This is a genomic window from Mesorhizobium sp. ArgA1, from assembly GCF_053714375.1.
On the sequence record NZ_JBSKBQ010000002.1, the window covers coordinates 452925 to 478565 of the forward strand.

Below are 25641 nucleotides of genomic sequence, written 5' to 3' on the forward strand. Positions count from 1 at the left end.
CGATAGTCGAAGAGCTAGTCGAGCTTGCGTCGCTGTTGCCGCAAGAAGTCTTCGACTTCCCACATCTCGGACGGCGTCGTCGCTGCGCCGACCTTGCTTTTCAGATCGGCTATCGTCTTGTCGAGCGCCACCTTCAGTGCCGCATCATAGGCGCTGCGGGCGACCTTCTTTTCAGACGAAGACCAGTGTTGATCGGCGAAAGTCATCGAAATATCCCACCAGGGTAACTAGCGTTGCAGGCCAAAGGCGGAAGACACCGCCGTCGTCGCGCCTACTTCCCGCAATGGTGGTCGTTGATCTTGTTCAACGCATTCGCGTCCGGGCCGATCCGGTCATAGGAGCAGGGGCCGGCCGCCGTGGTGATCAGCATCTTGTCATAGTAACGCGGGCCGCCGAACAGGGCGTAGAGGAGGTCGCGATGGGCGGGAACGTAGCGTTCTGGTTCCGGCTGACGATGACGATGCTTTTCCTTGGCGATGGCCGTTGTGGCCAGGCTGCAGCCCACAGCGAGAACGAGCGCGCAGGTCGCGAACATCTTGGTGGTCATCGGCAATACCCTTCTGACGGTTCAAAAGCGCAGCATATCCAAAAGCGCTGGGCGAACAAAGGTTCCCTGCTTCGGCGTCGCCAACATCACCCCGAGACAGCGTTGCGCGCGCGCTTTCTTTCAGCCGCCACCAGCAGGTCGACAAAGGCGCGCACCTTGGCCGGTCTGAAGCGCGCCGGCGGAAAGACGGCATGAATGCCGCCGGACGGCAAGGTCCAATCCGCGAACACCCGCACCAGCCGGCCCCGCGCGATGTCGTCGGCGACGCTGTAGTCGGGGAAGATGCCGAGCCCGATGCCGGCCAGCACGCAGGACAGCACGCCCGGTGTCTTGTCGCAGCTGACTACCGGATTGAGCTCGGCCAGCACCGTTTCTTCGCCCTTCGAAAACAGCCACTGGCCGACGCCGCGCAATTGCGCATTGGCGACCCAGGGCAGTGACTTCGCCAGCCTGGGGCTGGCATCCTTCGGCAGCCTGGTGGCGAGGTCCGGGCTGGCGACGACGAATTGCTGCAGGCTGCCCAACCGCCGCGCCAGATTGCTGGAATCGGCCAGCCATCCGACGCGGATGCCGAGGTCGATCTGCTCGTCGACCAGATTGCTGACAGCGTCGTCGAAGATCGTCTCGACCCGCATTTTCGGATACTTTCGGAGATAGGCGGCGATGGTCGGCGCCACGACCTTCTCGCCATAGTCCAGCGGCGCCGTCAGCCGCAGCATCCCGCTTGGCTTCAAGGCGCTCTGCGAGATGTCGCCATAGGCGGCTTCGGCCTCGCGCAGGATGATGGCTGCCCGGTCATAGAACAGGCGCCCCTCTTCCGTCGGCGCAACGCGCCTTGTCGTGCGCCGCAGCAGCGTCGCGCCCAACTCCTGCTCGAGCTTGCCGACCTGATGACTGACCACAGCCTTGGCGACATCGAGCCGGTCTGCTGCCGCCGTGAACGAGCCTGTCTCGACCACGGTGGTGAAGTAGACGAGTCGGTTGAGGTTCAGAAGCTCGGTCATGACCTAATTGTCCGATCTGATCAGACAGTCTGTACGATTGATCGCTATTTTTCGCAAGCCGCTTGCCTGCCATTTATCCGGCAACCAATGAGGCTTGCCGTGACCGACGCAAATGTGACCTATCTTTTCGATCCGCTCTGCGGCTGGTGCTATGGCGCCACGCCGATGCTGGACAGGCTGGCCGACAGCGGCATTGCACTCGAGCTTGTGCCGACCGGGCTGTTTTCCGGCGCGGGCGCACGGCCGCTGGATGCAGGCTTTGCCGCCCATGCCTGGTCGAACGACCAGCGCATCGAGAGGCTGAGCGGACAGCGTTTCACCCAGGCCTATCTCGACAAAGTGCTCAATGTCAGCGGCACCTTGCTCGATTCCAGCGCCGCCACGCTCGGCATTGTTGCGGCAGGTCTCGACGAGCCGCGCCGGCGGCTGGCCGCGCTCAAGGGGATCCAGCGCGCCCGCTACGTCGATGGCCGCGACATCGTCACAACGGACGGCGTCGCCGCGGTGCTGACTGATGCCGGGATGAGCGATGCAGCCACGCTACTGAAGGCGCCGACCGACGCATTGATGACGTCGTATCGCGATCTTGAAGGGCGCGGCCGGTCGCTGTTCCAGCGGCTCAACGCCAATGGCGTGCCGGCGCTCGCGGTGATCCGCCAGGCAACGCCCCGCCTGATCGGCGCCAACGCGCTGTTCGGCAGCTACGACAATCTCGTCGCCCATATCCAGGCGGCGTGACCTGAAAACATCCTCCCCAACGAAAGGAAAATCCCCATGAAAATCGCACTCATCGGCGCGTCCGGCCAGGTTGGCTCACGCCTGCTGAAAGAGCTCTCCGATCACGGCCATTCCATCACCGCCATCGCCCGCAATCCCGACAAGATTGCAGCCCTTCCGGGCGTGACCGCCAAGAAGGGCGACGTCTTCGACAAGGATGGTCTTGCCGCCCTGATCAAGGGGCATGACGCAGTGATCTCGTCGGTGCATTTCCTCGACAGCGACCCCGACACGCTGATCGCGGCGGTGCGTGCTTCCGGCGTAAAGCGCTACCTCGTCGTCGGCGGCGCCGGCAGCCTCGAAGTCGCGCCAGGCAAGCGCCTGGTCGATACACCGACCTTCCCTGATATCTACAAGGCCGAGGCTCAGAAGGGCGCCGACTTCCTCGACACGCTGCGGACGGTCAATGATCTCGACTGGACCTTGCTGTCGCCATCGGCGCTGTTCGTTGCCGGCGAGCGGACCGGCAATTACCGCATCGGCAAGGACACGCTGCTGACGTCAGACAAGGGCAGCAGCATTTCCTTCGAGGATTACGCCATCGTCATGGCCGACGAGATCGAAAAGCCCAAACACATCCGCCAGCGCTTCACGGTCGGCTACTGATCGCATTAATGCATAGGAGCCACTCGACGGAGTGGCTCGCGACCCATCGACGATAGCGCCATCGGAACTTCCGATGGCGCTATCGTTTTCTTCCGTTTCCGCTCCTGCCGCCGGTCTGCGAAATCTCGCCCGAAACGGTTCAGGATCGGAACGGAACATGGCAGATACGGAAATCGCGAAATCAAAAATCGTCATTGTCGGTGGCAGTTCCGGCATGGGCCTGGCGCTGGCAAGGCGCTGTCTGGACGCCGGTGCCGAAGTCATCATCGTCGGGCGCAACGCGGACAAACTGGAGTGCGCCGGCAAGACGTTGCAGAACCCAGCCAATCTGAACGTCATCGCAGCCGATATTGCACAGGAAGATAAAGTCGCCGACCTGTTCGGGCGCATCGGCCGGCTCGACCATATCGTCAGCACGGCGGCCGATATCGAAGGCGCCTATGAATTGCTGCCCGCAATCGACCTGAGGGCCGCCCAGAGGGTGGTCGAAAGCAAATTCTACGGGCCGCTGCTGCTCGCCAAACATGGCGCGCCGCAGCTTTCGGCCAACGGCTCCATCACCTTCACCTCGGGGATCGCCGCCTACCGGCCGGCGGCGCGCGGCTCGGTCGTCGCCGCCGTCAACGCGGCGCTGGAAGGTTTGGTACGGGCGCTCGCGGTCGAACTGGCGCCGGTCCGGGTCAACGCCGTCTCGCCAGGCTGGGTCGACACGCCGATCTGGCACTTCGTTGCCGGCGACAAGAAGGACGAGACGCTTGATGCAATGGCCAAGCGGCTGCCGGTCGGACGTGTCGGACAACCGGACGACATTGCCGACGCCATCGCCTTCCTGATGGGCAACGGCTTTACAACAGGGACGGTTCTGCATGTCGAGGGCGGTCACCGGCTGATCTGACCGGGCCGAAAGTCTTGGCTGCCGCCAGCAGCAGTTTCAGCGCCGGCGGCTGCACGCGGCGGCGGCGCCAGATCATCACCAGCGACGCTGTACGGACCGAACCCGGCCACGGCAGTTCGACGATCTCGCCGCGATCGAGCGCATCGGCGACCGCAAGCCGCGGCACAAGGCCCATGCCGACACCGCTCGCCACCAGGCCCACAATGGCGCCGATGCTGCCGACTTCGGCGGCAAGTCTTGGCGCTCCTACACCTGTTTCCGCAAAGGCCGTGTCGAACAGATGCCGGTAGACGCATCCGGTTTCCGTTGCCACGAAACGCAGCGCGGCGAGCGCGGCAAGGTCGTTCTGTCGCGATACAGCCGCATCTTCGGCGGAGGCGACAAGGACCAACGGCTCGGCTGTTAGCGTGCGTCGGGCCAGGCGTTCGTCGAGCCCACCTTTGTCGAAACAGATGGCCACGTCGATCTCGCCCTCTTCGAGCTGCCGCAGCAGAGCATCGCTGCCGGCGATTTTCAGCCGCAGACCGATCTCCGGATGGTCGCCTCGAAAGGCCGCCAGCCATTGCGGAAGTTTCACCGCGGCGATCGTCTCCAGCGCGCCGACCGTCACCGTCGCGGCGGTCGTTCCCGTCATTGCCTCGACAGCAATTCGCGCCTCGTCCGCCAGCTGTAGAATCTCTTCGGCATAGGGTTTCAGCACTTCGCCGGCCGCCGTCAGATCGAGGCCTTGGCGTGAGCGGATGAAGAGGGCAACGCCGACTTCGCTTTCCAGTGACTGGATCTGGTCGCTGACGCTCGACTGCGCCAGATGAACCTCCCGCGCTGCGCGGGTAATGTTGCGGTGCCGCGCCACGGCGAGGAACGTCTTGAGCAATCTTGGATGCATACCGTTTCCGGACCCGTTGTCTCGAACATTTCGGGTCTTGCCCGGCCTTTTGCAACCATTGACGCCGATGCCCATCCGATTGCGCGGACAGAAGGGCCAGAATTTCGCGGCCATTGCGCGGCGAGTTTTTGCTTGTGAACAGGCCGGCGGCTTGTAGCTTGCTCGAAAGCCGGTCCAACGGAGGCAGTTCGGGGGAAATGAGCGTCATCAGGATTGTTCTGGTATGCCGCTGAAGGCCGCCGCCCATATCGAGGCGATGTCGGCCTTCGCGCTGGCGAATTTCGGCGGCAATGATCGGCCGACCCTTGCCCAGAACGAGAGCGCCTTCCCGCCAAGCCCCAAAGCGATCGCCGCTGGCCAGGACGCGATCGCGCGCAGCCATCTCTATCCCGATCCGGATTGGATCATGCTGCGCGAAGCGATCGCGCAAGCTTATGGCGTCGAACGCGGGCTGATCCTGTGCGGCGCCGGATCGATGGACCTGATCAGCTGCACCATCGCGGCATTTGCCGGCCCAGGCGACGAAGTGCTCGCCACCGCCTATGCCTATAATTTCGCGGCCTCCGCCGCCTCGCGTGTCGGTGCTGCCTACATCAAGGCGGTGGAACGCGACTTCGTCGTGTCCGTCGACAGCATTCTCGCCGCCGTTACACCGGCGACGCGGATCGTCTTCGTCTGCAATCCCGGCAATCCGACCGGCACCCGAATCCGCAATGCCGAACTGCTGCGCCTGCGCGCCGGATTGCGCGGCGACGTGCTCCTGGTGATCGACCAGGCCTATGGCGAGTTCGACGACCAGGATCCGCAGCCTGTTTTTGCGCTCGTCTCGCGCGGCGATACCGTCGTGCTGCGCAGCCTTTCCAAAGCCTATGGACTGGCCGGCGCGCGGGTCGGCTGGGGATTGTTCCCGCCTGATGTCGCAGCTGAAATCCGCAAGCTGCAGAACTCCAACCAGGTCACCACGCCAAGCCTCGCAATGGCGGTCGCGGCAATCGACGACCAGGCCTATATGTGCGAGACGGTGGTGCGCACGGCCGCGATTCGCGACCGCTTTGCGCAGGATCTGAGAGCAGCTGGCTACGCCGTTCCCGAAAGCCGGACGAATTTTGTGCTGATCCGCTTTCCCGACACGGGCACAGCGGTGGCCGCAGACGCCGCCTTGCGCAGCGCCGGCATCATCGTGCGCAACCTCGGCGGCTACGGCCTGAGCGATTGCCTGCGCGCAACGGTTGGCCCGCAGGACATGATGGACAGGGCGCTGCGCATCCTGACCGACCTGCGCGGCGGCTGACTTTGCGATGAGATTCGAGGAGATTTGAGCGATGCCATATCTGCCGGCCCGTGACTTCATCGGCTATGGCGAAAAACCGCCTGCCGCAGCGTGGCCCGGTGGCGCCAAACTGGCGCTCAACATCGTCGTCAACTACGAGGAAGGCGCTGAATACAGCATCGACGAGGGCGACGGTGTTTCCGAGACGATCCTGTCGGATCTTGCCGTATCTCCAGCGGTACCCGGCCTGCGCAACCGCAACATGGAATCGCTCTATGAATATGGCTCGCGCGTCGGCGTCTGGCGGCTCGCCTCGCTGTTCAAGGACAAGGGCATCGTTCCGACTTTCTACGTCGTCGGGCGGGCGCTGGAACTCAACCCGGCCGCCGGCAAGGCGATTGCGGAGCTCGGCAGCGACATCGTCTGCCATGGCTGGCGCTGGATCGACTATGCGCCGCTGAGCGAGGAGGAGGAACGCGAGCACATCGCCATGACTGTCGACACGGTGAAGCAGATCACCGGCATCCACCCGCTCGGCTGGTACACCGGCAGGCCCAGCCTCAACACAAGGCGGCTGTTGGTAGAGCACGGCGGCTTCCTGTTCGACTGCGACGACTACAATGACGACCTGCCCTATTTCGTCAACGTCGATGGCAAGCGGCATCTGGTGGTGCCGCATTCGTTCGACAACAATGACAGCCGTTTTTCGCGCGGCTCGGGCCTGGAGACCGGCAGCCAGTTCTTCGACTATGTCAGCGACGGGGTGGACTGGCTGCTGGCCGAGGGCCAGACGACACCGCGCATGATGACGGTCTCGCTGCACTGCCGGCTCGCCGCGCGGCCCGGCCGCATGATCGGGCTCGCCCGCTTCCTCGACAAGATCAAAGCCAATCCCGACATCTGGATCTGCCGCCGATCGGACCTCGCGCGACACTGGCTCGACCGCTTCGGCGGCTGAGCCGTCGCTCCGGTCTAATCGCCTGCTTACGCCCGCAGCCGCTTGCCCTCGGGATCGAAGGGCGGCTCGCTCAACAGCACCGCGTCATGCGGCCTGCCGAGGATCGCGACCGACACCTTGTCGCCCGCCCTGGCGGAGCCCGCCTTGACATAGCCGAGCGCCAGCGACTGCTCGACGAAGTAACCGTAGGCGCCTGACGAGACTTGGCCGATCGGCGTGCCGTCGGGCAGGAAGATCGGCTCGCCGCCGGTGGCGTCGGCATCGTTGGCGGCGATCGACAGCATGATCAGTTGATCGCGCGCCGGCTTGTCGGCGATTGCCGCATAGGCGTCGCGGTTGAGGAAGTCGCCCTTGTCCATCTTGACCAGGCGATCGATCTTGACCTCCTGCGGCCAATATTCGGGCGAGTATTCTCGGCTCCAGCTGCCATAGCCTTTTTCGACTCGCAGCGACATCAGCGCGCGCGAGCCGACCGGGCCGGCGCTGACCTCACTGCCAGCCTTGAGCAGCGCGCTGTAGAGCTCAACTTGATTGGCGACCGGGCAATAGAGTTCCCAGCCTAGGTCGCCGGTGAAGGAGACACGCAATGCCACCACGTCGACGCCGGCGACGGTAATCCGCCGCGAGCGCATGAACGGAAATGTCTCCGTTGACAGATCGGCATTGGTGAGCCGCTGCAGCAATTCGCGCGACTTCGGACCCGCGACGTTGAAGCCTGCCATCTCCTCCGTACGCGAGCGGAAGGTCGTGCCTTCGGGCAAGGGAACCGCCTTGAAGAATCTTTGATGGAAGCGCTCGGCCATGCCGGAGCCGAACACCATGAACTCGTCTTGGCCAAGCTTCGTCACGGTAAAGTCACCGGCAATGCCGCCGCGCTTGCCGATCAGCGGCGTCAGACAGGAGCGGCCGATTTCGGCCGGCATGCGGTTGGCGAACAGCGAATTCAGCCAGGCCTCGGCGCCTGGCCCTTTGACCTCGTATTTGGCGAAGTTCGAGACGTCGATGATGCCCGCATGCTCGCGCAGCATGCGTGCCTCGCGGCCGACCGGGCCCCACCAGTTCTGCCTGGTAAAGCCGTTCGTCTCCTCGCGCGGCTCGCCCTCGGCGGCGAACCACAGCGGATGCTCCCAGCCGAAGTTGAGGCCGAAGACCGCGCCCATCTGCTTCTGCATCTCGTAGGCAGGGCGCGTGCGGACCGGGCGCCCGGCAGCACGCTCCTCATTGGGGAAATGGATCTTGAAGCGGTGGCTGTACTGGTCCTGCACGCGGGCCTTGGTGAAGGCCTTGCCGGCCCAATGGCCGAAGCGCGCCATGTCCCAGGCGAACATGTCGAGCGAAGGCTCGCCCTCGATCATCCATTCTGCCGCCAGCTTGCCCATGCCGCCCGACTGCGAGAAACCGGGAATGATGCCGTTGCAGCAGAAATAGTTGCTGAGTTCCGGCGCCGGCCCGAACAGCACCGCGCTGTCGGGCGACCAGATCATCGGGCCGTTGATGACGCGCTTGATGCCCGCCTTGCCGACCGCCGGCACCCGCGCAATGGCGCGCATCATATTGTCCTCGATGCGGTCGAGATCGTCGGGAAACAGTTCGTGGCCGAAGTCGAGCGGCGTGCCGTCCTCGGCCCAGAATTTCATGTTGCGCTCATAGGCGCCGATCAACAGGCCGAGGCCTTCCTGGCGCAGATAATATTCGCCGTCGCGGTCGGCGACCGAGGGCAGCCGGCGGCCCATGGCAGCGATTTCAGGGATGGTCTCTGTGACGAAATACTGATGCTCGGTCGGGATCAGCGGCAGTTGCAGGCCGGCCATGGCGGCGACCTCGCGGCCCCACAGGCCGGCGGCGTTGACCACCCAGTTGGTGCGGATATCGCCCTTCGGCGTGCGCACGATCCAGCTGCCGTCGGGCTGCGCTTCGGTCGCGGTGACCGGCGTGAAGCGGTGGATTTCGGCGCCACGCTGGCGCGCGCCTGCCGCATAGGCGGCCGTCACCCCGGAGGGATCGACATTGCCGCCTTCCGGTTCGTACATGATGCAGCGTATACCGTCGAAATTGACCAGCGGATGCAGCCGTTCGGCTTCGTCGCGGCCGACCTCGTAGAAATTCATCTTGTAGCGCCGCGCCTTGGCTGCCTGCAGCCTCAGCTGGTGTTCGCGCGCTTCGGTCTGGGCGAGATAGAGCGAGCCTGGCTGGAAGATGCCGCAGCCTTGCCCGGTCTCCGTCTCCAGCTCCTTGTAGAGCGCCATGGTGTAGTGCTGCAGGCGGCTGATGTTGGTGGAGTCATGTAGGCCGTGAATGTTGGCGGCCGCGTGCCAGGTGGAGCCGGAGGTCAGTTCGTCGCGCTCCAGCAGCACAACATCGGACCAGCCGAATTTGGCGAGGTGATAGAGGATCGAGCAACCGATCAGGCCGCCACCGATGACAACGGCTTGTGCATGGGTACGCATATTCGGATTTCTTCCCTTTGTTCGGCGACCGTCTTGTTGTGCTTCCAACCGCGCATTGCGATTGCGCTGTTCCGGTAGATGAATTCGTCTCGTCGCCTTGGCGAAACTCCAAGGGGCGATCAAGCGGCCCCCTGGATATTTCTGCTCAGGCCTTGTCGAGCCAGACCTTCTCCAGCTGCAGTTCGAACGTCTGATGCATCTTGAGGTTTTTCACATAGGTGGCGTGATGGCGGTAGAGCGAGCGCCAGAATGACTGAACCAGAACGCCAGAATCCTGCAGGACGAACTCGACGTCCTTCATCAGCTCCTTGCGCTTGGCCGTATCGGCGATGGCGAGTGCTGCATTGAGCTTCTTGTCGAACTCCGGATTGGCGTAGGCCGTCTCATTCCAGGCTTCGCCGCTGCGATAGGCAAGCGCCAGCACCTGTACGCCGAGCGGACGCATGCCCCATTCGGTGGTCGACCACGGATATTTCGTCCAGTCGTTCCAGAACGAGGTGCCCGGGATGATCGTCCGCTTCACCTTGAAGCCGGCCTCACGCATCTGCGCGGCAACGACGTCGGCAGGGTCCTTCACATAGTCCGAATCGTAGGAGATGAGCTCGAACTCGTGATCCATCTGGCCGGCCTCGGTCATCAGCGCCTTGGCCTTGGCGAGATCGCGCGGCACTTTCGGCAGTTCATAATATTCGGGATGGATCGGGCAGACATGGTGATTTTCGGCGACCTGGCCAAGGCCACTATAGCCGAGCTTCAGCACCGTTTCGTTGTCGGCGGCGAGCTGGATGGCGTTTCGCACCCGTTTGTCGTCATAGGGCTTGTTGCTGACGTTGGTGCGCAGCACGATCGTTCCGGCTGTGACGACGGATTCCTTGACCAGACCCATGTCGTCGTAGAGGTCCACCGTGCCGCCGACGGTCTGATAGTTGCAGTCGATCTCGCCGGCTTCGAAGGCGCTGGCAATGGCCGGATTGGAAGCATCAGTGCCGTAGTCGGTCCAGTCGACACCATCGAGATAGGTTTCGCCGCCAAACCAGGTGAAGTTCTTGCGGCGCCGCACCGAGGCCGAGTCGCCTACCTTGTATGAGATGAGTTCATACGGGCCGGTGCCGGGCGTCTTGGTCATGTCGGCGCCGTTCTTGTCGAAGTCGCGGTGGACGATGATGGCGGGATAGTCGGCGAAGCCGGGGATGATGGTGACATCGGACTGGCCGCATTTGAGCTTCACCGTGTGGTCGTCCACCTTGGTTATGGCGCCGGCGATCGCCTTTTTGGTGGCAGGATCGATCAGCGTGGCCATGCGGCCGGCCATCGAATTGCCCTCGGCCGCCTTGTCGCACCACCGCTCGATGTTGAAGACGATGTCGTCGGCGTTGAGCTCGTCGCCGTTCGACCATTTCACGCCCTTGCGCACATGCAGCGTGTATTCGGTGGCGTCGTCGCTGACGTCCCAGCTTTCGATGAGATGGCCCTCGAAGGTGAAGTCCTGGGTGTAGCGGATCATGTAGTCGTTGCACTGGCGCAGCACATTGGCCATCTCCGACCAGTCCCATGTGCGCGGGTCCTTCATGTCCTTGATGATCATCTGCATCTTGAGGATACCGCCCTTCTTGCCGGGCTCCATTGCAGCAGCTTCGGCCGGCGCGGGTAGGCCGGCCATAGCATAGGCAAACGCCGTCGAGGCGCCCATCGCGCTCGCCATGGCAAGGAATTCGCGGCGGTCCATCCTGCCGCTTCTGACTTCATCTGCGCAGCTTTCGATGACCGCCGGGACGCGGTCACCGTTGCTCCTGAAAAGTGCCATTGTTGCTTCTCCGGTTTGGGCTTTCCGCCCGTTCATTCCCCATTACGCGGGGAATGTTAGAGGCGATGCAAAAATCCCGGAAGGGCTTGAGCCCTCACAAACCGCTGAAATCCGGCTGGCAAGACCTAAAAAAACAATGCCATTGGCGTGTCAAATTTTTTCGTGCGAAGGCAGGGAAGTGCAGGCGAATACCCGTCAGGCGCTGTCTTCCTGCGCCCTCGCCATGATCCATTCGCGCACGGTGCGGGCGATGTTGCCCTTGGAGATATGGGTCTCGGTCAGGTAGTAATTCCAGGGGCTTGGCGGCCGGACCGCAAACGGCTCGACGAGCAGTCCGCGCCTGAGATAGGCATGGGCGAGCGAACGCTGGGTGGCGACGAGTCCGGCACCCATGGCGGCGAGTTCGAGCGCGATGTTGGAGGCGTTGGTCGACAGGCCCTTGTCGTAATCCTGCATGTCGACGCCAAGTGCGGTGGCAACGACCTGCCAGTATTCCTGACGGCCGTGCACGAAGATCCGGTCCACCTTGAGGATATCCTCCGGTACCTTCACGGCGTGCTCGCCTTCGAGCAGCGACGGAGCGCACAGCAGCACCAGCTCGTCATTCCAGAGTGCAATGCCTGCGGGCGGGCGATCGTCGAAGCGCCGCGTCGAAATGGTGATGTCGGCGATCTGTTCGCTGAGATCCTCCCAGATCGTGCCATGCAGTACGATCTCGATTTCGGGATGCTTCTTGCGGAAGGCGGCCATGCAGCCGGCCAACCAGTTCTCCGCCAGGCTCATCGGACAGGAGACGACCACGGTGCGGTTGCGCGAGGAGGTCACGATCGCCTCCGTCGCCTGGTCGATCTGGTCGAGCGCCTGGCGCAGCGTCGGCAGGAACGCTTCGCCCATCTCGGTCAGCTTGAGGCTGCGCGGATAGCGGATGAACAATTGCCGGCCGATGTAATGTTCCAGCGAGCGGACATGGGTGCTGACCGCGGCCTGCGTGTAGCCTAGCTCCTTGGCGGCCATGGTGAAACTCAGATGCCGGGCCGAGCTCTCGAACGATCTGATATAGTTCAAAGGCGGGGGTGGCTTCATCTCCGGCTCCTGCGCTATGCCAGAATAGGTAGACCATGGAGGCGCCGGCGTTCAATTGCACGCAAGCGACATGGCATAGATATTTTTGGCCAAAGCCGCTGAACTAATTGCGTGAAAGCACGATGGACCCAAATTAATGATGTCGTGACGACAGAGGGAGTGAAGAAGTGGCTGTGTCGCCCCATCGCCGTGAAGGGCCGGATGCGAGGCCTGAAACTGCCGTGCGCCTGGCCGACTTCGTCTTGCGCCGGCCGGCATCGGTCTTCCCTCAGGCGGTGCTGGAACAGGCCCGCTACCTCTTGCTCGACACGATTGGAATTGCGATTGCCGCGGGGCCGATGGAGGCCGGGCGCATCGCCCGTGATACGGCCACCCTGCTCTACAATTCGAACGACCCGAAGCATTCCGCACGCATGCTCTTCGACGGCCGCCGCGCCTCAGTGGCGGGTGCGGCTTATGCGGCGGCAACACAGATCGACAATCTCGACGGTCACGACGGCTACAGCCCGACCAAGGGCCATATCGGCGTGGTGGTGGTGCCGGCGCTGGCGGCGCTGGCGGAACAGCTTCCGGAGCTTGGCGGCCCTGACGCACTGGCAGCCCTGGTCGTCGGCTACGAGGTCGCCGGGCGCGCCGGCATCGCACTGCATGCGACGGTGTCGGACTACCATACGTCAGGCGCCTGGAATGCGCTGGGCGTCGCCGCCATGGCGGCGCGCCTGCGCCGGCTGAGCGACGGGCAACTGCGCGAGGCGCTGGGTATTGCCGAGTATCACGGCCCGCGCAGCCAGATGATGCGCGAGATCGCCACGCCGACGATGCTGCATGACGGCTCGGGCGTCGGCGCGCTGAGCGGCCTGTCGGCGGCGGTGCTCGCTGAGCGCGGCTTCACCGGCGCACCGGCGATCACCGTCGAGGCACCTGAAGTCGCAATGCATTGGCAGGATCTCGGCAGCTTCTGGCAGGCGGTGCATCAATATGTGAAGCCCTACCCGATCTGCCGCTGGGCGCATGCAGCCATCGACGCGACGCGCGGGCTGGTTCTTTCACATCATCTGACACCGGCCGATATCGACCATGTCCAGGTCAACAGTTTCCATTATGCCGCGACACTGTTCGACGGCATGCCCGACACGACGTCGAAGGCTCAGTACAGCCTGCGCTTTGCCGTCGCGACCTTCATCCTGCATGGCCGCATCGGGCTGGAGCACATTTCCGGCGCCGGGCTTGAGGACGCCGCCGTTGCCGAGTTGCTCGGCCGCATCATCGTGTCGGAGCAGGAGCGCCACAGCGCCCGCTTTCCGGCAGGCCGCTGGGCCGATGTCGCCATCACCACCACCGACGGCCGGGTGCTGACTTCGGGCGACGTCCACGCACGTGGCGGACCCGAAGCGCCGCTGACATCAGGGGAGATTGAGGCCAAGTATCTGGAGTTCGCGATACCCGTGCTCGGACAAGGCCGCGCTCTGGCCATCCGCGACGCCATCCTGTCGCTGACCGACCCCGACAGCCGCTTTTCCGATCTCTCCGGCCTGCTCTACGATCCTCCGGTGATCAGCAAGATCCTCCAGCGGCCGGCGTGGTAGACTGACATGCCGCTCTGGCAGATCGCGGGGTGGGTATGCTCCATGCCTGCGATGACGAACTTCCCTCATCGATAGAAGGACCTACATGACCCGCCCGCAAGGAACCATCGCCCCGATCCTGACGCCGTTCGAGAACGATGGCCGCATCGCCCGCGATCTCTGGATCTCACACGCCAAATGGGTGCTGGACCAGGGCGCGCATTTCCTGTCGCCGTTCGGCACCACGGGTGAGGCGCTGTCGCTCTCGCTGAGCGAACGCATGCAGGCGCTGGAATGGCTGGTTGCATCAGGCATTTCGCCTGCCCGGATGATGCCCGGCACCGGTGTCACCGCCTTGCCCGAAACGGTCGAATTGTCGAAGCATGCGGTCGGCCTCGGCTGCGCCGGGGTGATGGTGCTGCCGTCGTTCTTCTACACCGCGGCCGGCGACAACGGCCAGGCGCGCTACTACAGCGAGCTGATCGAGCGGGTGGCCAGTCCGGCTCTGAAGATGATCCTCTACCACATCCCGCAGAACTCCGGCGTGCCGGTCAGCCCGGCTCTGACCGCGCGGCTGAGCGCCGCATTTCCCGAAACGGTCGTCGCCTACAAGGACAGCGCCGGCGATTGGAACAATACGGCGGCAGTGATTGCCGCCGCACCAGATGTCGCGGTGTTCCCGAGTTCGGAGGCGCAGCTCACCAAGGGTTTGGCCAGTGGCGCGGCGGGCTGCATCTCGGCGACGGTCAATCTCAATGCGGCCGCCATCCGGGCGCTTTACGACGCAACCATAGCAGGCAAGGACGTCAGCGAAGCGGATGCGGCGATCAAGGCATTCCGCAAAATCATTCAGGATGCCGGCCTGATCCCGGCGATGAAGGCGGTGCTGGCGGTGCGCTCCGGCGACCAGCGCTGGCTGAACCTGCGCGCCCCGCACGAGAATGCAACGCTGGAAAGCGGCAAGGCGCTGCTCACGGCGCTCGGCCCTCTGGCCGATCATATTGGACGCAACTGAGGCCCGCACAATGTCGGCTCGCCCTACCGTCATCCTCCACACCGACCGACCGGCCGCAGCGATGGCGGTGCTTGGGGAGACGCATCCGGATCTCCCTGTCCACGCCTGCGATACCTATGCGGCTTTGCCGGCCCTGATCGAGCAGACTTCAGCCGAGGTGGTCTACACGGTCCGCTTCGACGGCACGCCGCGCTTTCCGCGCCAGGCTCTTGTCGAGAGCGCCACGGTAAAGTGGGTATCGGTCGGCGGTTCGGGGACCGATCATCTCGGACGTTGGGATTCGGCGCGCGTCACGGTGACCAATTCGGCCGGCGTCGCCGCCGGCATGCTGGCGGAATATGCGCTGGGCGCCATGCTGTCCTTCTCGCTCGACCTGCGCGGTTTTGAGCGTCGCCAGCAGGCACGTCAGTGGGGCGGCGGCCGCGTCGAGCCAATCGAAGGCAAGACGGTCCTCGTCATCGGCCTTGGCAAGACAGGCACGGCAGTCGCCGGGCGCGCCAAGGCGATGGGCATGGAAACGCTCGGTATCCGCGCCCGGCCAAAGCCGATGCCCAGCCTCGACGAGGTGCACGACCCGTATGCCTTGCTTGCCCTGCTCGGTCGCGCCGACTTCATCGTCTGCTGCGTACCGCTGCTGGCCAGCACGCGTGGCCTGCTCGGCAAGGCAGCCTTCGCCGCGATGAAACCGTCCGCCGTGCTGATCGATATTTCGCGCGGCGGAGTGACCGAGGAAGCAGCACTGCTCCAAGCCCTCGACGGCAAGCGGATCAAGGGCGCTGCGCTCGATGTCTTCACAGCCGAACCGCTGCCTGCGGACCATCCGTTGTGGGGTTACGACAACGTCGCCATCACGCCGCATTGCGCAGCCGTCTACGAGGGCTGGGACGTCAAATCGGTGCGCATGTTCGCCGACAATCTGAAGCGTTACCGCAGCGGCCAGCAACTGGAAAACACAGTCGATCCGGAGCGCGGCTACTAAGCCGGGAGGGGACGAGAGAGATGAACCAGGACAGGCGCGGCGGTGGCCGCCGATCGAAGCTCGGGCGAAGCGGGGGCGGCATCGCGCAACTGCCATGGCAGCATGTCGAAAACCCCTATCCACCGATGCAATTGCTGGACGAAGATCGGATGCAGCAGCTGCACGACACCTCGATGCGCATCCTGTCGGAGCTCGGCATCCGCGTGATGAGCGAAAAGGTGATGGATCTGTTTGCCTCCGCCGGCGCCATTGTCGACCGCGAGGAAAAGACCATCAGGATCGACGAAAGCCTGGTGACCGAAGCGTTGAGCGCGGTACCGTCCTCCTTCACGCTGACCAGCCGTAATCCCGAAAAGCAGGTCCACCTTGGCGGCAAATCGCTGGTCTTCGGCCTGGTCGCCGGTCCGCCCAATGTGCATGACCGGATCAATGGCCGGCGCCAGGGCAATCTGGCCGACTACCAGAACTTCATCCGGCTGGCGCACCACTTCAACGCCATCCACATCATCGGCAACCAGGTGGTGGCGCCGATGGAATTGCCGGCCAATGCGCGCCATCTCGACACCTATTACGCCAATCTGACGCTGAGCGATCTCTCTTTCCACTGCACGGCGATCGGCCGCGCCCGGGCGATGGACGGCATCAACATGATGGCCATCGCGCGCGGCATCAGCCACGAGGAGATGCGGGCTTCGCCCGGTGTGACGACGATCATCTCGATCAACTCGCCACGCCTGTTCGACGATGCCATGGCCGAAGGCCTGATTGCGATGGCCGAGCACGGCCAGCCGGTGACGGTCACCCCCTTCACCCTGATGGGCGCGATGACGCCGGTGACGCTGGCAGCGGCCCTTTGCCAGCAAAACGCCGAAGCGTTGTTCGGCGTGGTGCTGACGCAGCTGGTCAATCCAGGCACGCCTGTGATGTACGGTGCGTTCACCTCCAATGTCGATATGAAGTCGGGCGCGCCGGCCTTCGGCACGCCTGAAAACGCCAAGGCCAACATCATCGCCGGGCAGTTGGCGCGGCGCTACAATCTGCCCTACCGCACCTCCAACGCGAACGCCTCGAACGTCGTCGATCTGCAAGCGGCCTACGAGACGGAGATGGCGACATGGGGCGCGGTGCTCGGCGGCGCCAATCTGATCTATCACGCGGCGGGCTGGCTCGAAGGCGGGCTGACGGCGTCCTACGAAAAGCTCGTGCTCGACGTCGAGATCCTGCAGAACATGATGGAGTTCCTGCGGCCGCTGCCGTTCCAGGAAGACGATCTCGGATTCGAAGCCATCAAGTCGGTGCCGGCCGGCGGCCATTTCTTCGGCGCCGAACATACGATGTCGCGCTACACCACCGCCTTCTATCAGCCGATGCTGTCCAACTGGCAAAACCACGGCGCCTGGGAGGAAGCCGGCGGCAAGGATGCGCTGGAGCGCGCCACCGAGCTCTGGCAGCAGGCGCTGCATGACTATAAGGAGCCGGTGATGGATCCTGCGGTCCGCGAGGAGCTCGATGCCTATGTCGCGCGCCGCCGCGAGGAGATCGCCGCCAATCCGGACGGCTGACAGCCATGCCATACGATCTCGTCATCCGTAACGCGACGCTGATTTCAGGCGACGGTTCCGATCGCTTCGCGGCCGATCTCGCCATCGACGGCGACAGAATCGCCGCCATAGGCGACCTCGGCCACGCACGTGGTGCACAAGAGATCGACGCTGCTGGCAAGATCGTCGCGCCGGGCTTCATCGACGTGCACACCCATGATGACGGCGCACTGCTGGCGCCCGATGGCATGATACCGAAGGTCAGCCAGGGGGTGACCACGGTGATCGCCGGCAATTGCGGCATCAGCCTTGCGCCGCTGCTGCTCGACCGCGCGCCGCCGCCGCCGTTCACGCTGGTCGGCGGCCAGGAGAATTTTCGCTTCAACCGCTTTGCCGATTACGTCGCGGAGCTGAAGCAACGCGGTATCGCCACCAACGCGGCTTTGCTCGTCGGCCACACAACCTTGCGGCAGCGCTGCATGCCGGTGACCGATCGCCCTGCCAACGCGGCGGAGACGGCGGCGATGCAAGAATCAGTCGTTGAAGCAATGGCCGAGGGCGCGTTCGGTCTCAGCACCGGGCTCGACTATCCGCCGGCGGTCAATTCATCAACCGACGAGGTCAAGGCGCTGGCGGCGACGGCGGCAAGGCTCGGCGGGCCGTACGTCACCCATACGCGCAACTATTTCGAGACGATGGATGAGGCGATCGAGGAAGCCATCGACATTGCCGGCCATGCCGGCGGCAAGTTGTTCATCTCGCACCACCAGTGCACCGGCCGCCCCAATTTCGGCAAGAGTGGCCCTTCCCTCCAGCGGATCGACAAGGCGCGCGAGACGATGGACATCGGCATGGATGTCTATCCCTATGCCGCGGGTTCCACTGTGCTCAGGCTCGAGCGTTGCGACACCGGGCTGAAGGTCCTCATCACCTGGTCGACGCCGCATCCAGAAATGGCCAATCGCGAGATTGCCGACATCGCCCGCGAATGGAACTGCAGCGAACGCGAGGCGGGCGAACGGCTGCTGCCGGCGGGTGCGGTCTATTTCCAGCTCGACGAAAACGATGTGCGCACCATCCTTGCCCATCCGCGCAGCATGGTCGGGTCAGACGGGTTGCCGCACGACATCCACCCGCACCCGCGCCTGTGGGGAACGTTTCCGCGCGTGCTCGGCCACTATGCCAGGGATGTCGGTCTGTTCAGCCTGGAAGAGGCGGTGCATCGCATGACGGGTCTGCCGGCGCGTGAATTCGGCATTGAGCAGCGCGGCACGCTGGCGGTCGGCAATTTCGCCGATCTGACGATCTTCGATCCAGAGACGATCATCGACACCGCCACCTTCGAAGAGCCGCGTCAGCCGGCCGCCGGCATCGAGCATGTCTTCGTCAATGGTGTGTCCGTGTGGCGTGACGGCAAGGCGACCGGAACGCTGCCGGGTGTGATGCTCAAACCCAACGCTTCAAAGAGAAACGTCAAAAGCGCCTGTGGCTGCGGCGCCGATCACAGCGCTTCGTAGAGCCGGTCAACGGTTTCCAGCGTGTAGGCGAATTCCACCGGCCGCGTGCAGCGCCAGCCGTCAAAACTTTGGCCGGCGAGCGCCTTCAACGCCTCAGGCATGCGCAGTATGCCGCCGCCATAAAGGCGGTTAGCCATGTCGAGCATGCCGGTGCGGTGCATGGCTTCGCTCATGCTGCCGCAGGCCTCCTTGACCAGCCAGACGCGAAAACCCTGATAGACCGCGTCGAACACGCTTTCGGTCACGCAGCTGTCGGTGAGCACGCCGGCGACAACAAGGTTTTCGATTTTGAGATCGGCAAGCCTCTGCGAAAGGTCGGTGCGGCGAAAGGCGCTCGGCCAGTGCTTGTGGATGACGATGTCGCCAGGCAGCGCCGCGACTTCGGTGCAGATGTCGGCGCCTTCGCTGCCGGCGACGGCGGAGCGAAATTTCTCGGTCAGGATTTCTTCCCGCCTGGCATAGCCGGCGCGTTCCTCCGGCTTCACCCAGGCCTGCGCGTGGATGACGGGGACGCCGGCGGTGCGGGCAGCGGCGATCAGACGGACAGCATTGGCGAGCACCGCGTCGTAGCCGACGACCGGCCAGGCAGCGCCGGGGCGGTATTCGTTTTGCAGGTCGATGACAAGTAAGGCCGTTGCGGCGAGGTTCATGGCTGATCCTTGTCGAAATCGGTGACGAAACGCAGGAGCAGGCGTATCGCCTGATCGAGATCGGCAATCTCCATCGCTTCATGCGGATTGTGGCTGCCGTTCTCGTTGCGTACGAACAGCATGGCGGTCGGAATATCGGCGCCGGCAAAGGTGGCGGCATCGTGCCCTGCCCCGCTTGGCACATGCGGTGCCGGTATTTGCAAATCGGCGGCAGCGCGGTCCAGTCTTGCCATCAGCGCCGGCGACATGGTGGCGGGCTCCCAGGTAAAGTATGGACCGGCTTCGAAGGTGACCCCGCGTTTCGCGCCGACCTCCGCGAAGAGCGCGTGCAGACGCGCCTCGATCCGCTCCAGCACAGCGGCGTCGGCGCTGCGCACATCGAGGGTGAAGCCGAGTTCGCCGAGCACCCGGCTGCCGCCATGCTGGCTCGGATCGGATTCCACCCGACCAAAGGTGATGGTGGCTTCGTGCCCTTCCCGCTCAAGCACATCCCATTCCGCCTCAAGGCCGGCAACCAGATCGGCGAAACCGAGCACGCTGTCATGCCGGGCAAAGCGCGGCTCGGCGCCGGAATGGGCATATGAGCCAAGACACCTGGCATCGACATAGCGAAACCCGCCGGCAATGCCGGTGACGATGCCGACCGACACGCCGGCGGCGACCAGGCGCGGCCCTTGCTCGATATGGACTTCGACGAAAGCGGCGATGTCGCCGGCATCGATGCCCGGCACGCCGCGCCTGACAGCATCGGGGTCGAAGCCTTCGTCGCGCATGTGATCGGCAAGGGTGCGTCCACTGTCCGACCGTTTCGCTTCCAGCGCCGCCGGCTCCAGCAGGCCCAGCGCGGCCTGGCTGCCGGGATAGGACAGCGGAAACCACACCGCTTCCTCGGCGCGCGTTACCAGTACGATCAGATCGCGCGGCATGCCTTGCCCGACCAGTTCGGCCATCACTGCAAGACCGGCCACGACACCGGCGGCGCCATCAAAATTGCCGCCATGCGGCACGCTGTCGAGATGCGAGCCGATGACGATTGCCGGCAGAGCCGGGTCGCGACCTTTCAGTGTCAGATAGAGATTGCCGGCCGCATCGACGCGCGCAACCGCGCCGAGCCTTTCCGCTTCCTCGCGCACGAGACCATGGGCAAAGCGCTCGCCGGGTCCGTAGGCGACGCGCGTGATGCCCGGCGCATCGGTGGTGGCTTGCGCCAGTGTCTCCAGCAGACGCCCGGCCAGAATGCCGCCGCCCGTCAGATCAGTCATGACGCGGGGGCCTGCTCAGCGGTCCGCAACCGATGCGGGGTGAGGTCTGCCAGCGACACGCCTTGCTTCGCGACATCGTCCGGCAGGCCACCGCCGGCGATCAGGCTGGCGCAGACGCGCGACAGAGCGGGCGATGTCTTGATGCCGTAGCCGCCCTGCCCGACCAGCCAGATGAAGTCCGGCACCTCGTCATCGGGGCCAACGACGGGCGAACCGTCAGCGACAAAGGTCCTGAGACCTGCCCAGGAGCGCGACACCCGCTGCACCTCGATCGTGGTGGCCCTTTCGAGACGTTCGGCGCCGATGGCGACATCGATGTCCTCGGCATAGGCATCCATCGGCACCGACAGCGTCGCATCGGCCGGCGAGACGAACAGCTGGCCGGCATCCGGCTTGAAGTAGAACTCGGCGCCGACATCGTGGACCAGCGGCCAGTCCGATATGTTGACCCCGGCGGGCGCCGGGATGTTGAAAGCGGTGCGGCGCTTCGGCTGCAGGCCGACCGGGTGGACGCCGGCCATGGTGGCGATCTCGTCACCCCAGGCGCCGGCTGCGTTGACCAGGCGTGGCGCAAGGAATGTTCCGGCCGGGGTTTCGACCCGCCATCGACCGCTCTGGCGGCCGATGGCGTTGACGCCGGCATTGGTAACGATCCTGGCACCGCGCGCGCGGGCGCCGCGCAGAAAACCCTGGTGCAGGCCGTTGACGTCGATGTCCATCGAATGCGGCTCGATATAGGCCCCGGCAACATAGTCGGCCCGCAGCACCGGCACGCGCTGGATCGCTTCGTCCGGTGTCATCGCAACGATGGATGGAACCAGTGCCTGCGCAGCCTGCAGATCCTGCGCCAGGAGGTCGAGCTGATCGGCGCGCGCGACGGTGATCATGCCGCGCTTGCTGAGCAGTGGGTAGTCGGCGAAGCCCGCCGGCGGTTCCACCATGAATGACCGACTCGCCAGCACGATGCGGCGGATGACGCCATTGCCGTAGTTCTCTGTAAAACTTGCCGCCGACCGGCCGGTGGTGTGGTAGCCGCAATGGCTTTCGCGCTCGAGCAGCACCACTTTGGCCGAACGGCTGATCTCGAAGGCTGCGCCGGCGCCGGCCATGCCGCCGCCTATGACGATCACATCGGTTTCTTCAGCGACGCTCATGTAAGTCCATCCTCCGCCATCACGGCTTCGCCGCGCGGCACCGGGCGCGGTTCACCCAGCCGCCCGCGTTTGGCGCGGTCGTGGGCGCCGCGGCCCTCAGCAAGATTGTCGGCCAGCGTGTTCCGCCGGGCGCAATCCTTCAGGGCAAGATCGGTCACGACCGGCACCGGCTTGCCGGCGATCTCGATGCCTTTCAGCCTAGCCCACACCGCGCGGCGCTTGCGCGTTTGGTGCGATTGCAGTTCGCCGAGTTCGGCAAAGCTGGTCTCGCGCTTTATCGCCAGAGCGCCGGCCGCAACCGCTGCATCGAACAGTTCCAGGCCGCGCTTTGTGCGCACGATGATGCCGTTGAGCGCCTCGTCTTCGACCGCCGGCCCGCCTCTCAGCCAGGCATCGGTAGCGACGATGTCGGCGACCTGGCCGATCGCGTCGGGACAGATCTTGCAGCGCGGCTGGATCATCCATTTGTCCTCGTCTTCCCAAAGCTGGCGGTAGGTGAGCTGGAAGGCGCGGCCGTCTTTGGTCTCGATCCGATTGAGGCCGGGATTGCCGTAGCCACGGTAGCGGAACAGCGCGAGCTCATCCTCGCTGAGGCCGAAGCGCTGCAGCACCTGTTCCGATTTCGACAGGTCCGAAGCGCCACCGCAAGCAAAGGTGAGCGCATAGCCCATCAACTCATCGACGCGCGGATCATGTCGCGCCAGATTGCGGACGGCGGTGATGTCGCAAGGCTTGGCGATCAACGCGAAAGGTTCGCCGCGCGCAAGGATGTCGCTAAAATCCTCCAGCGGCGCCACTGGGCCGTAGCGCGAGCCGGCGCCTTCGAGAACCGAGGCAGCATCGAAGCTCAGCCGCCGCTCACTGCGCATCGGCGCAGTCCGCGAGGCCGAGACGTGAAGGACGAAGTTGACGCGGCCGGATGCCAGCAGGAACTGGCCGAGTGCTGTCAGCACGCCACCGCTCGATGCCTGAAACCGCACCGCCGGATCGCCGGCATAGACGAGGCTTACCCGCTCGGCCAGGCCCCAAACCGTGTCGGTCAGCGTCGCGGCATCTGTCTGCGCCTGCGGTGGTCCTGCGATCCGGGTTCCCGGGCAGACGGCGTTGATGCGAGTCAGGGTCGAATGGCTCAGTGCCGCGCGGGCGACTGGCCGAAGACGCCCTTCCGGCGTCATGATCATCTCGATCTCAGCCGGACCGGCCAGCGACCGGCAAAGCCCGCAGCCGATGCATAGCCCGTTCTCGACGATCTCGCCGAGCGACAACGGGACGACCAGCGGCGGCTCCAGGCATTCGGGTGATCGGTCGCGGCCCAAATCAGACATGCGAACCGGCGGGCTCGCTGATCAGGCGATATTGATCGGGGCGGCGATAGAGCGCGAAGTCGAAATTCACCTTCCGGCAGGTGGCGATGAGGTCGAGGTCGGCGCGATGGACGATGACTTCGTCGCCGAGCGAAATCGCCTGCGCCGCGATCTCGCCGGTCGGTGCGATGATGCAGGAGCCGCCGATCAGCGCCTGGCCATCTTCGAGCCCGGCCTTGGCAGCCGCGGCCACCCAGAGCGTGTTCTGGTAGGCGCCGGCCTGCATCGGCAGATGGTTGTGGAACATTCTCAGATGCGCCAGCGCCGGCGCTTCGTCGAGCAGCAGCGGCGTGTTGTAGCCGAGCACCGCCACCTCGGCGCCGTTGAGACAGAGCATGCGGTAGGTCTCCGGCCAGCGGCGATCGTTGCAGATCGCCATGCCGACGCGGATGCCGCCATAATCGAAAACCGGGAAACCGAGATTGCCCGGTTCGAAATAGCGCCGCTCGAGATGTGTAGTGGTGCCTTCCTCCGGCTCGGCCGAGCCCGGCACATGCATCTTGCGGTAGCGGCCGATGAAGCGCCCATCCGGACCGACCAGATCCATGGTGTTGAAATGGCGCGTGCGGCCGTTTTCCCTAGAGATCTCGCAATAGCCGAGCGCAAAACCGACTTTGAGTCGCGCGGCCGCATCATAAAGGCGCTGCGTTTCCGGCCCCGGCATCGCGCTTTCGAAGAAGGCGTCGATCTCGGCCTGGTCGTCGATGCGCCAGCGTGGGAAAAAGGTGGTCAGCGCCATCTCCGGAAAGACAGCAATCTCCGCCCCGGCCGCGGCCGATTGCTCCAGCAATTGGACGAGGCGACCGACCGTCTCGGCATGCGTTGCGCTGCGTTGGATGGGTCCTGTCTGGCAGACCGCTATGGTCAGGCATCGAGCCATGGCGTCGTCTCCTCGACTGGTTTTCCCGAGCGGGCCGGATCGGCGGCGGTGCGCTCCACGAATTGTCCGAAGCCGGGTTGTGCCTTCAGCACGCCGTCGGCGATCACCGGCACGCTGCGGACCAGAACGGTGGTCGGCTTGCCCGTCACGCTTCTGCCCTCGTACGGCGTGAAGTCGACGCGCGAATGCAGCGCGGCGTGTCCGAGCGTCCAGGTGGCTTCGGGATCCCACAGCGCCAGGTCCGCATCGAGACCGACCGCTATGCTGCCTTTGCGATCGGCGAAGCCGTAGATCGCCGCGGCATTGCGCGATGTCAGATCGAGGTAGCGGTCGAGCGTCAGCCGGCCGGTCAGCAATCCTTCCGAGAACAGCAGCGGTAACCGCGTCTCGATGCCGGGAATGCCGCTCAGCGTCGTGGTGAAATCGGGCGTCTGCGATCCGCCGATCTTGTCGGCGAAGTAGTAAGGCGAATGGTCGGAAGACCAGAGATCGATACCGCCATCGATCAGCGCCTGCCACAGATGCGCATGGCTGCGCGGCGAACGCGGCGGCGGCGAAAAGACGAAACGCGCCGCATCGAGTGCCGGGCGGTCGAGATCGGCGCCGCCAAGAAAAAGATACTGCGGGCAGGTTTCGGCAATCGCGTCGACGCCTCGCACGCGCGCCCGCACCACCTCCTCTGCCGATTGCCAGGACGAGACGTGGACGATGGTCATGCGCGCGCCGGTCATTTCGGCGAAGGCGAGCGCACGGTGCGTAGCCTCGCGTTCCATGGTTTCGCTGTGGGCGACGACGTGGTAGCGGATGTCGGTGCGGCCGAGGTCGATCAACCGCTGGCGCGTGCGCCTTATCGCTGCGTCGTTCTCGGCATGGACCATGACAATCCAGCCGAGCGTGTGGGCGGCATCGAGCACCTTGAAGAAGAGGTCGTCGTCTACGGCAAAGCCCTGATAGGTCATGAACAGTTTGACCGAGGCGATGCCGCGGCCGGCAAGCTCGAAGAGCTGCTGTTCGACATCGGCGCCGGTGCCCATGGTCACCACCGCATGCAAACCATAGTCGATCACCGCGCGGCCCGCCGCGCGATCGAGCGCGCGGTCGATGGCACCGACCGTCGACATATCAGGACCCGGCATGCCGAATGGGACGATGCAGGTCGTTCCGCCGAAGGCCGCCGAAATGGTGCCGGACTCGAAATCGTCGGCGTTGCCTGCGCCGCCCCAGACCGGCTGGTCGAGATGGCAATGGGTGTCGATGCCGCCGGGCATGACCCAGCGCTTGGCTGCGTCGATCAGCGTCTTGCCTGACAGGCCATTGCCGATGGCTGAGATGCGGCCGTCATCGATGCCGATGTCGCAGTCGGCCCAGCCGTCGTCGAGCGCGACGCGTCCGCCTTTGATGACTACCTCATGCATTGCGTTTGCCCACCCCAATCGG

At 64.4% G+C, this 25641-nt stretch carries 23 protein-coding genes; 10 read left to right on the forward strand and 13 right to left on the reverse strand.

Going from position 1 to position 25641, the window contains the following annotated elements; genetic code table 11:
- Nucleotides 1-14: 14 nt before the first annotated feature.
- The 3 genes from ACWGTI_RS09430 to ACWGTI_RS09440 all read right to left on the reverse strand — a co-directional run bounded on the left by ACWGTI_RS09430 (nucleotide 15) and on the right by ACWGTI_RS09440 (nucleotide 1551).
- The gene (locus ACWGTI_RS09430) at nucleotides 15-206 is read right to left on the reverse strand and encodes a hypothetical protein (RefSeq protein ID WP_454586849.1); all 192 of its coding nucleotides are present in this window, start codon (nucleotides 204-206) and stop codon (nucleotides 15-17) included.
- Nucleotides 207-271: 65 nt separating this feature from the next.
- A complete protein-coding gene (locus ACWGTI_RS09435; RefSeq protein WP_454586850.1) occupies nucleotides 272-547 on the reverse strand; it encodes a hypothetical protein in 276 nt (91 codons plus the stop codon).
- Between the two features lie 86 nt (nucleotides 548-633).
- Nucleotides 634-1551, reverse strand: a complete 918-nt coding sequence (locus ACWGTI_RS09440; protein ID WP_454586851.1) for a LysR family transcriptional regulator — start codon at nucleotides 1549-1551, stop codon at nucleotides 634-636.
- An 87-nt stretch (nucleotides 1552-1638) separates the two neighbouring features.
- On the opposite strand from ACWGTI_RS09440, the gene ACWGTI_RS09445 reads away from it, so the two are divergent.
- The 3 genes from ACWGTI_RS09445 (at nucleotide 1639) to ACWGTI_RS09455 (ending at nucleotide 3829) form a co-directional block, all read left to right on the forward strand.
- Nucleotides 1639-2289, forward strand: a complete 651-nt coding sequence (locus tag ACWGTI_RS09445) for a DsbA family protein (protein ID WP_454586852.1) — start codon at nucleotides 1639-1641, stop codon at nucleotides 2287-2289.
- A gap of 36 nt (nucleotides 2290-2325) precedes the next feature.
- The gene (locus tag ACWGTI_RS09450) at nucleotides 2326-2934 is read left to right on the forward strand and encodes an NAD(P)-dependent oxidoreductase (protein ID WP_454586853.1); all 609 of its coding nucleotides are present in this window, start codon (nucleotides 2326-2328) and stop codon (nucleotides 2932-2934) included.
- 157 nt (nucleotides 2935-3091) lie between these two features.
- Nucleotides 3092-3829, forward strand: coding sequence for an SDR family oxidoreductase (locus ACWGTI_RS09455; RefSeq protein ID WP_454586854.1), 738 nt, complete (start codon nucleotides 3092-3094; stop codon nucleotides 3827-3829).
- Here ACWGTI_RS09455 and ACWGTI_RS09460 read toward each other — a convergent pair.
- Nucleotides 3780-4715, reverse strand: a complete 936-nt coding sequence (locus ACWGTI_RS09460) for a LysR family transcriptional regulator (RefSeq protein WP_454586855.1) — start codon at nucleotides 4713-4715, stop codon at nucleotides 3780-3782. The genes ACWGTI_RS09455 and ACWGTI_RS09460 overlap by 50 nt on opposite strands.
- 223 nt (nucleotides 4716-4938) lie before the next feature.
- Here ACWGTI_RS09460 and ACWGTI_RS09465 point away from each other — a divergent pair, with 223 nt between their 5' ends.
- Both ACWGTI_RS09465 and ACWGTI_RS09470 read left to right on the forward strand, forming a co-directional pair.
- The gene (locus ACWGTI_RS09465) at nucleotides 4939-6006 is read left to right on the forward strand and encodes a pyridoxal phosphate-dependent aminotransferase (protein ID WP_454586856.1); all 1068 of its coding nucleotides are present in this window, start codon (nucleotides 4939-4941) and stop codon (nucleotides 6004-6006) included.
- Nucleotides 6007-6037: 31 nt separating this feature from the next.
- Nucleotides 6038-6943 carry an allantoinase PuuE gene (locus ACWGTI_RS09470; RefSeq protein WP_454586857.1) on the forward strand — a complete coding sequence of 302 codons (906 nt, stop codon included), beginning with the start codon at nucleotides 6038-6040 and terminating at the stop codon, nucleotides 6941-6943.
- Between the two features lie 26 nt (nucleotides 6944-6969).
- Here ACWGTI_RS09470 and ACWGTI_RS09475 read toward each other — a convergent pair whose 3' ends face one another.
- The 3 genes from ACWGTI_RS09475 to ACWGTI_RS09485 form a co-directional block, all read right to left on the reverse strand.
- Nucleotides 6970-9390 (reverse strand): GcvT family protein, encoded by a 2421-nt coding sequence (locus tag ACWGTI_RS09475; protein ID WP_454586858.1) that lies wholly within the window; start codon nucleotides 9388-9390, stop codon nucleotides 6970-6972.
- A 145-nt stretch (nucleotides 9391-9535) separates the two neighbouring features.
- On the reverse strand, nucleotides 9536-11194 hold the full coding sequence (locus ACWGTI_RS09480) for an ABC transporter substrate-binding protein (protein WP_454586859.1): 1659 nt from the start codon (nucleotides 11192-11194) through the stop codon (nucleotides 9536-9538).
- Between the two features lie 195 nt (nucleotides 11195-11389).
- Complete coding sequence (locus ACWGTI_RS09485; protein ID WP_454586860.1) at nucleotides 11390-12277, reverse strand: LysR substrate-binding domain-containing protein; 888 nt, start codon at nucleotides 12275-12277, stop codon at nucleotides 11390-11392.
- Nucleotides 12278-12444: 167 nt separating this feature from the next.
- Between ACWGTI_RS09485 and ACWGTI_RS09490 the strand changes: the two genes are divergently transcribed.
- The 5 genes from ACWGTI_RS09490 to ACWGTI_RS09510 all read left to right on the forward strand — a co-directional run bounded on the left by ACWGTI_RS09490 (nucleotide 12445) and on the right by ACWGTI_RS09510 (nucleotide 18894).
- Nucleotides 12445-13863, forward strand: a complete 1419-nt coding sequence (locus ACWGTI_RS09490; protein ID WP_454586861.1) for an MmgE/PrpD family protein — start codon at nucleotides 12445-12447, stop codon at nucleotides 13861-13863.
- Nucleotides 13864-13948: 85 nt separating this feature from the next.
- A complete protein-coding gene (locus ACWGTI_RS09495; protein WP_454586862.1) occupies nucleotides 13949-14857 on the forward strand; it encodes a dihydrodipicolinate synthase family protein in 909 nt (302 codons plus the stop codon).
- 10 nt (nucleotides 14858-14867) lie between these two features.
- Nucleotides 14868-15836 (forward strand): D-2-hydroxyacid dehydrogenase, encoded by a 969-nt coding sequence (locus tag ACWGTI_RS09500; protein ID WP_454586863.1) that lies wholly within the window; start codon nucleotides 14868-14870, stop codon nucleotides 15834-15836.
- A 20-nt stretch (nucleotides 15837-15856) separates the two neighbouring features.
- Nucleotides 15857-17398, forward strand: a complete 1542-nt coding sequence (locus ACWGTI_RS09505) for a trimethylamine methyltransferase family protein (protein ID WP_454586864.1) — start codon at nucleotides 15857-15859, stop codon at nucleotides 17396-17398.
- Between the two features lie 5 nt (nucleotides 17399-17403).
- Nucleotides 17404-18894 (forward strand): N-acyl-D-amino-acid deacylase family protein, encoded by a 1491-nt coding sequence (locus tag ACWGTI_RS09510; RefSeq protein ID WP_454586865.1) that lies wholly within the window; start codon nucleotides 17404-17406, stop codon nucleotides 18892-18894.
- On the opposite strand, the gene ACWGTI_RS09515 is transcribed toward ACWGTI_RS09510, so the two are convergent.
- Genes ACWGTI_RS09515 through hydA form a run of 6 tightly spaced genes read right to left on the reverse strand, consistent with a single transcriptional unit; the run spans nucleotide 18879 to nucleotide 25619 of the window.
- A complete protein-coding gene (locus ACWGTI_RS09515; RefSeq protein ID WP_454586866.1) occupies nucleotides 18879-19544 on the reverse strand; it encodes a cysteine hydrolase family protein in 666 nt (221 codons plus the stop codon). The genes ACWGTI_RS09510 and ACWGTI_RS09515 overlap by 16 nt on opposite strands.
- A complete protein-coding gene (locus ACWGTI_RS09520; RefSeq protein WP_454586867.1) occupies nucleotides 19541-20806 on the reverse strand; it encodes a Zn-dependent hydrolase in 1266 nt (421 codons plus the stop codon). The genes ACWGTI_RS09515 and ACWGTI_RS09520 overlap by 4 nt, the downstream gene beginning before the upstream one ends.
- Nucleotides 20803-21960: an NAD(P)/FAD-dependent oxidoreductase gene (locus ACWGTI_RS09525; protein ID WP_454586868.1), complete on the reverse strand. Its 1158-nt coding sequence runs from the start codon at nucleotides 21958-21960 to the stop codon at nucleotides 20803-20805. Before ACWGTI_RS09525 ends, ACWGTI_RS09520 begins: the two co-directional genes overlap by 4 nt.
- Nucleotides 21957-23285 (reverse strand): Coenzyme F420 hydrogenase/dehydrogenase, beta subunit C-terminal domain, encoded by a 1329-nt coding sequence (locus ACWGTI_RS09530; protein ID WP_454586869.1) that lies wholly within the window; start codon nucleotides 23283-23285, stop codon nucleotides 21957-21959. The genes ACWGTI_RS09525 and ACWGTI_RS09530 overlap by 4 nt, the downstream gene beginning before the upstream one ends.
- Nucleotides 23278-24204: a nitrilase-related carbon-nitrogen hydrolase gene (locus ACWGTI_RS09535; RefSeq protein ID WP_454586870.1), complete on the reverse strand. Its 927-nt coding sequence runs from the start codon at nucleotides 24202-24204 to the stop codon at nucleotides 23278-23280. The genes ACWGTI_RS09530 and ACWGTI_RS09535 overlap by 8 nt, the downstream gene beginning before the upstream one ends.
- Entirely contained in the window at nucleotides 24189-25619 is a 1431-nt protein-coding gene (gene hydA, locus ACWGTI_RS09540) for a dihydropyrimidinase (RefSeq protein WP_454586871.1), read from the reverse strand. The genes ACWGTI_RS09535 and hydA overlap by 16 nt, the downstream gene beginning before the upstream one ends.
- Nucleotides 25620-25641: the final 22 nt, after the last annotated feature.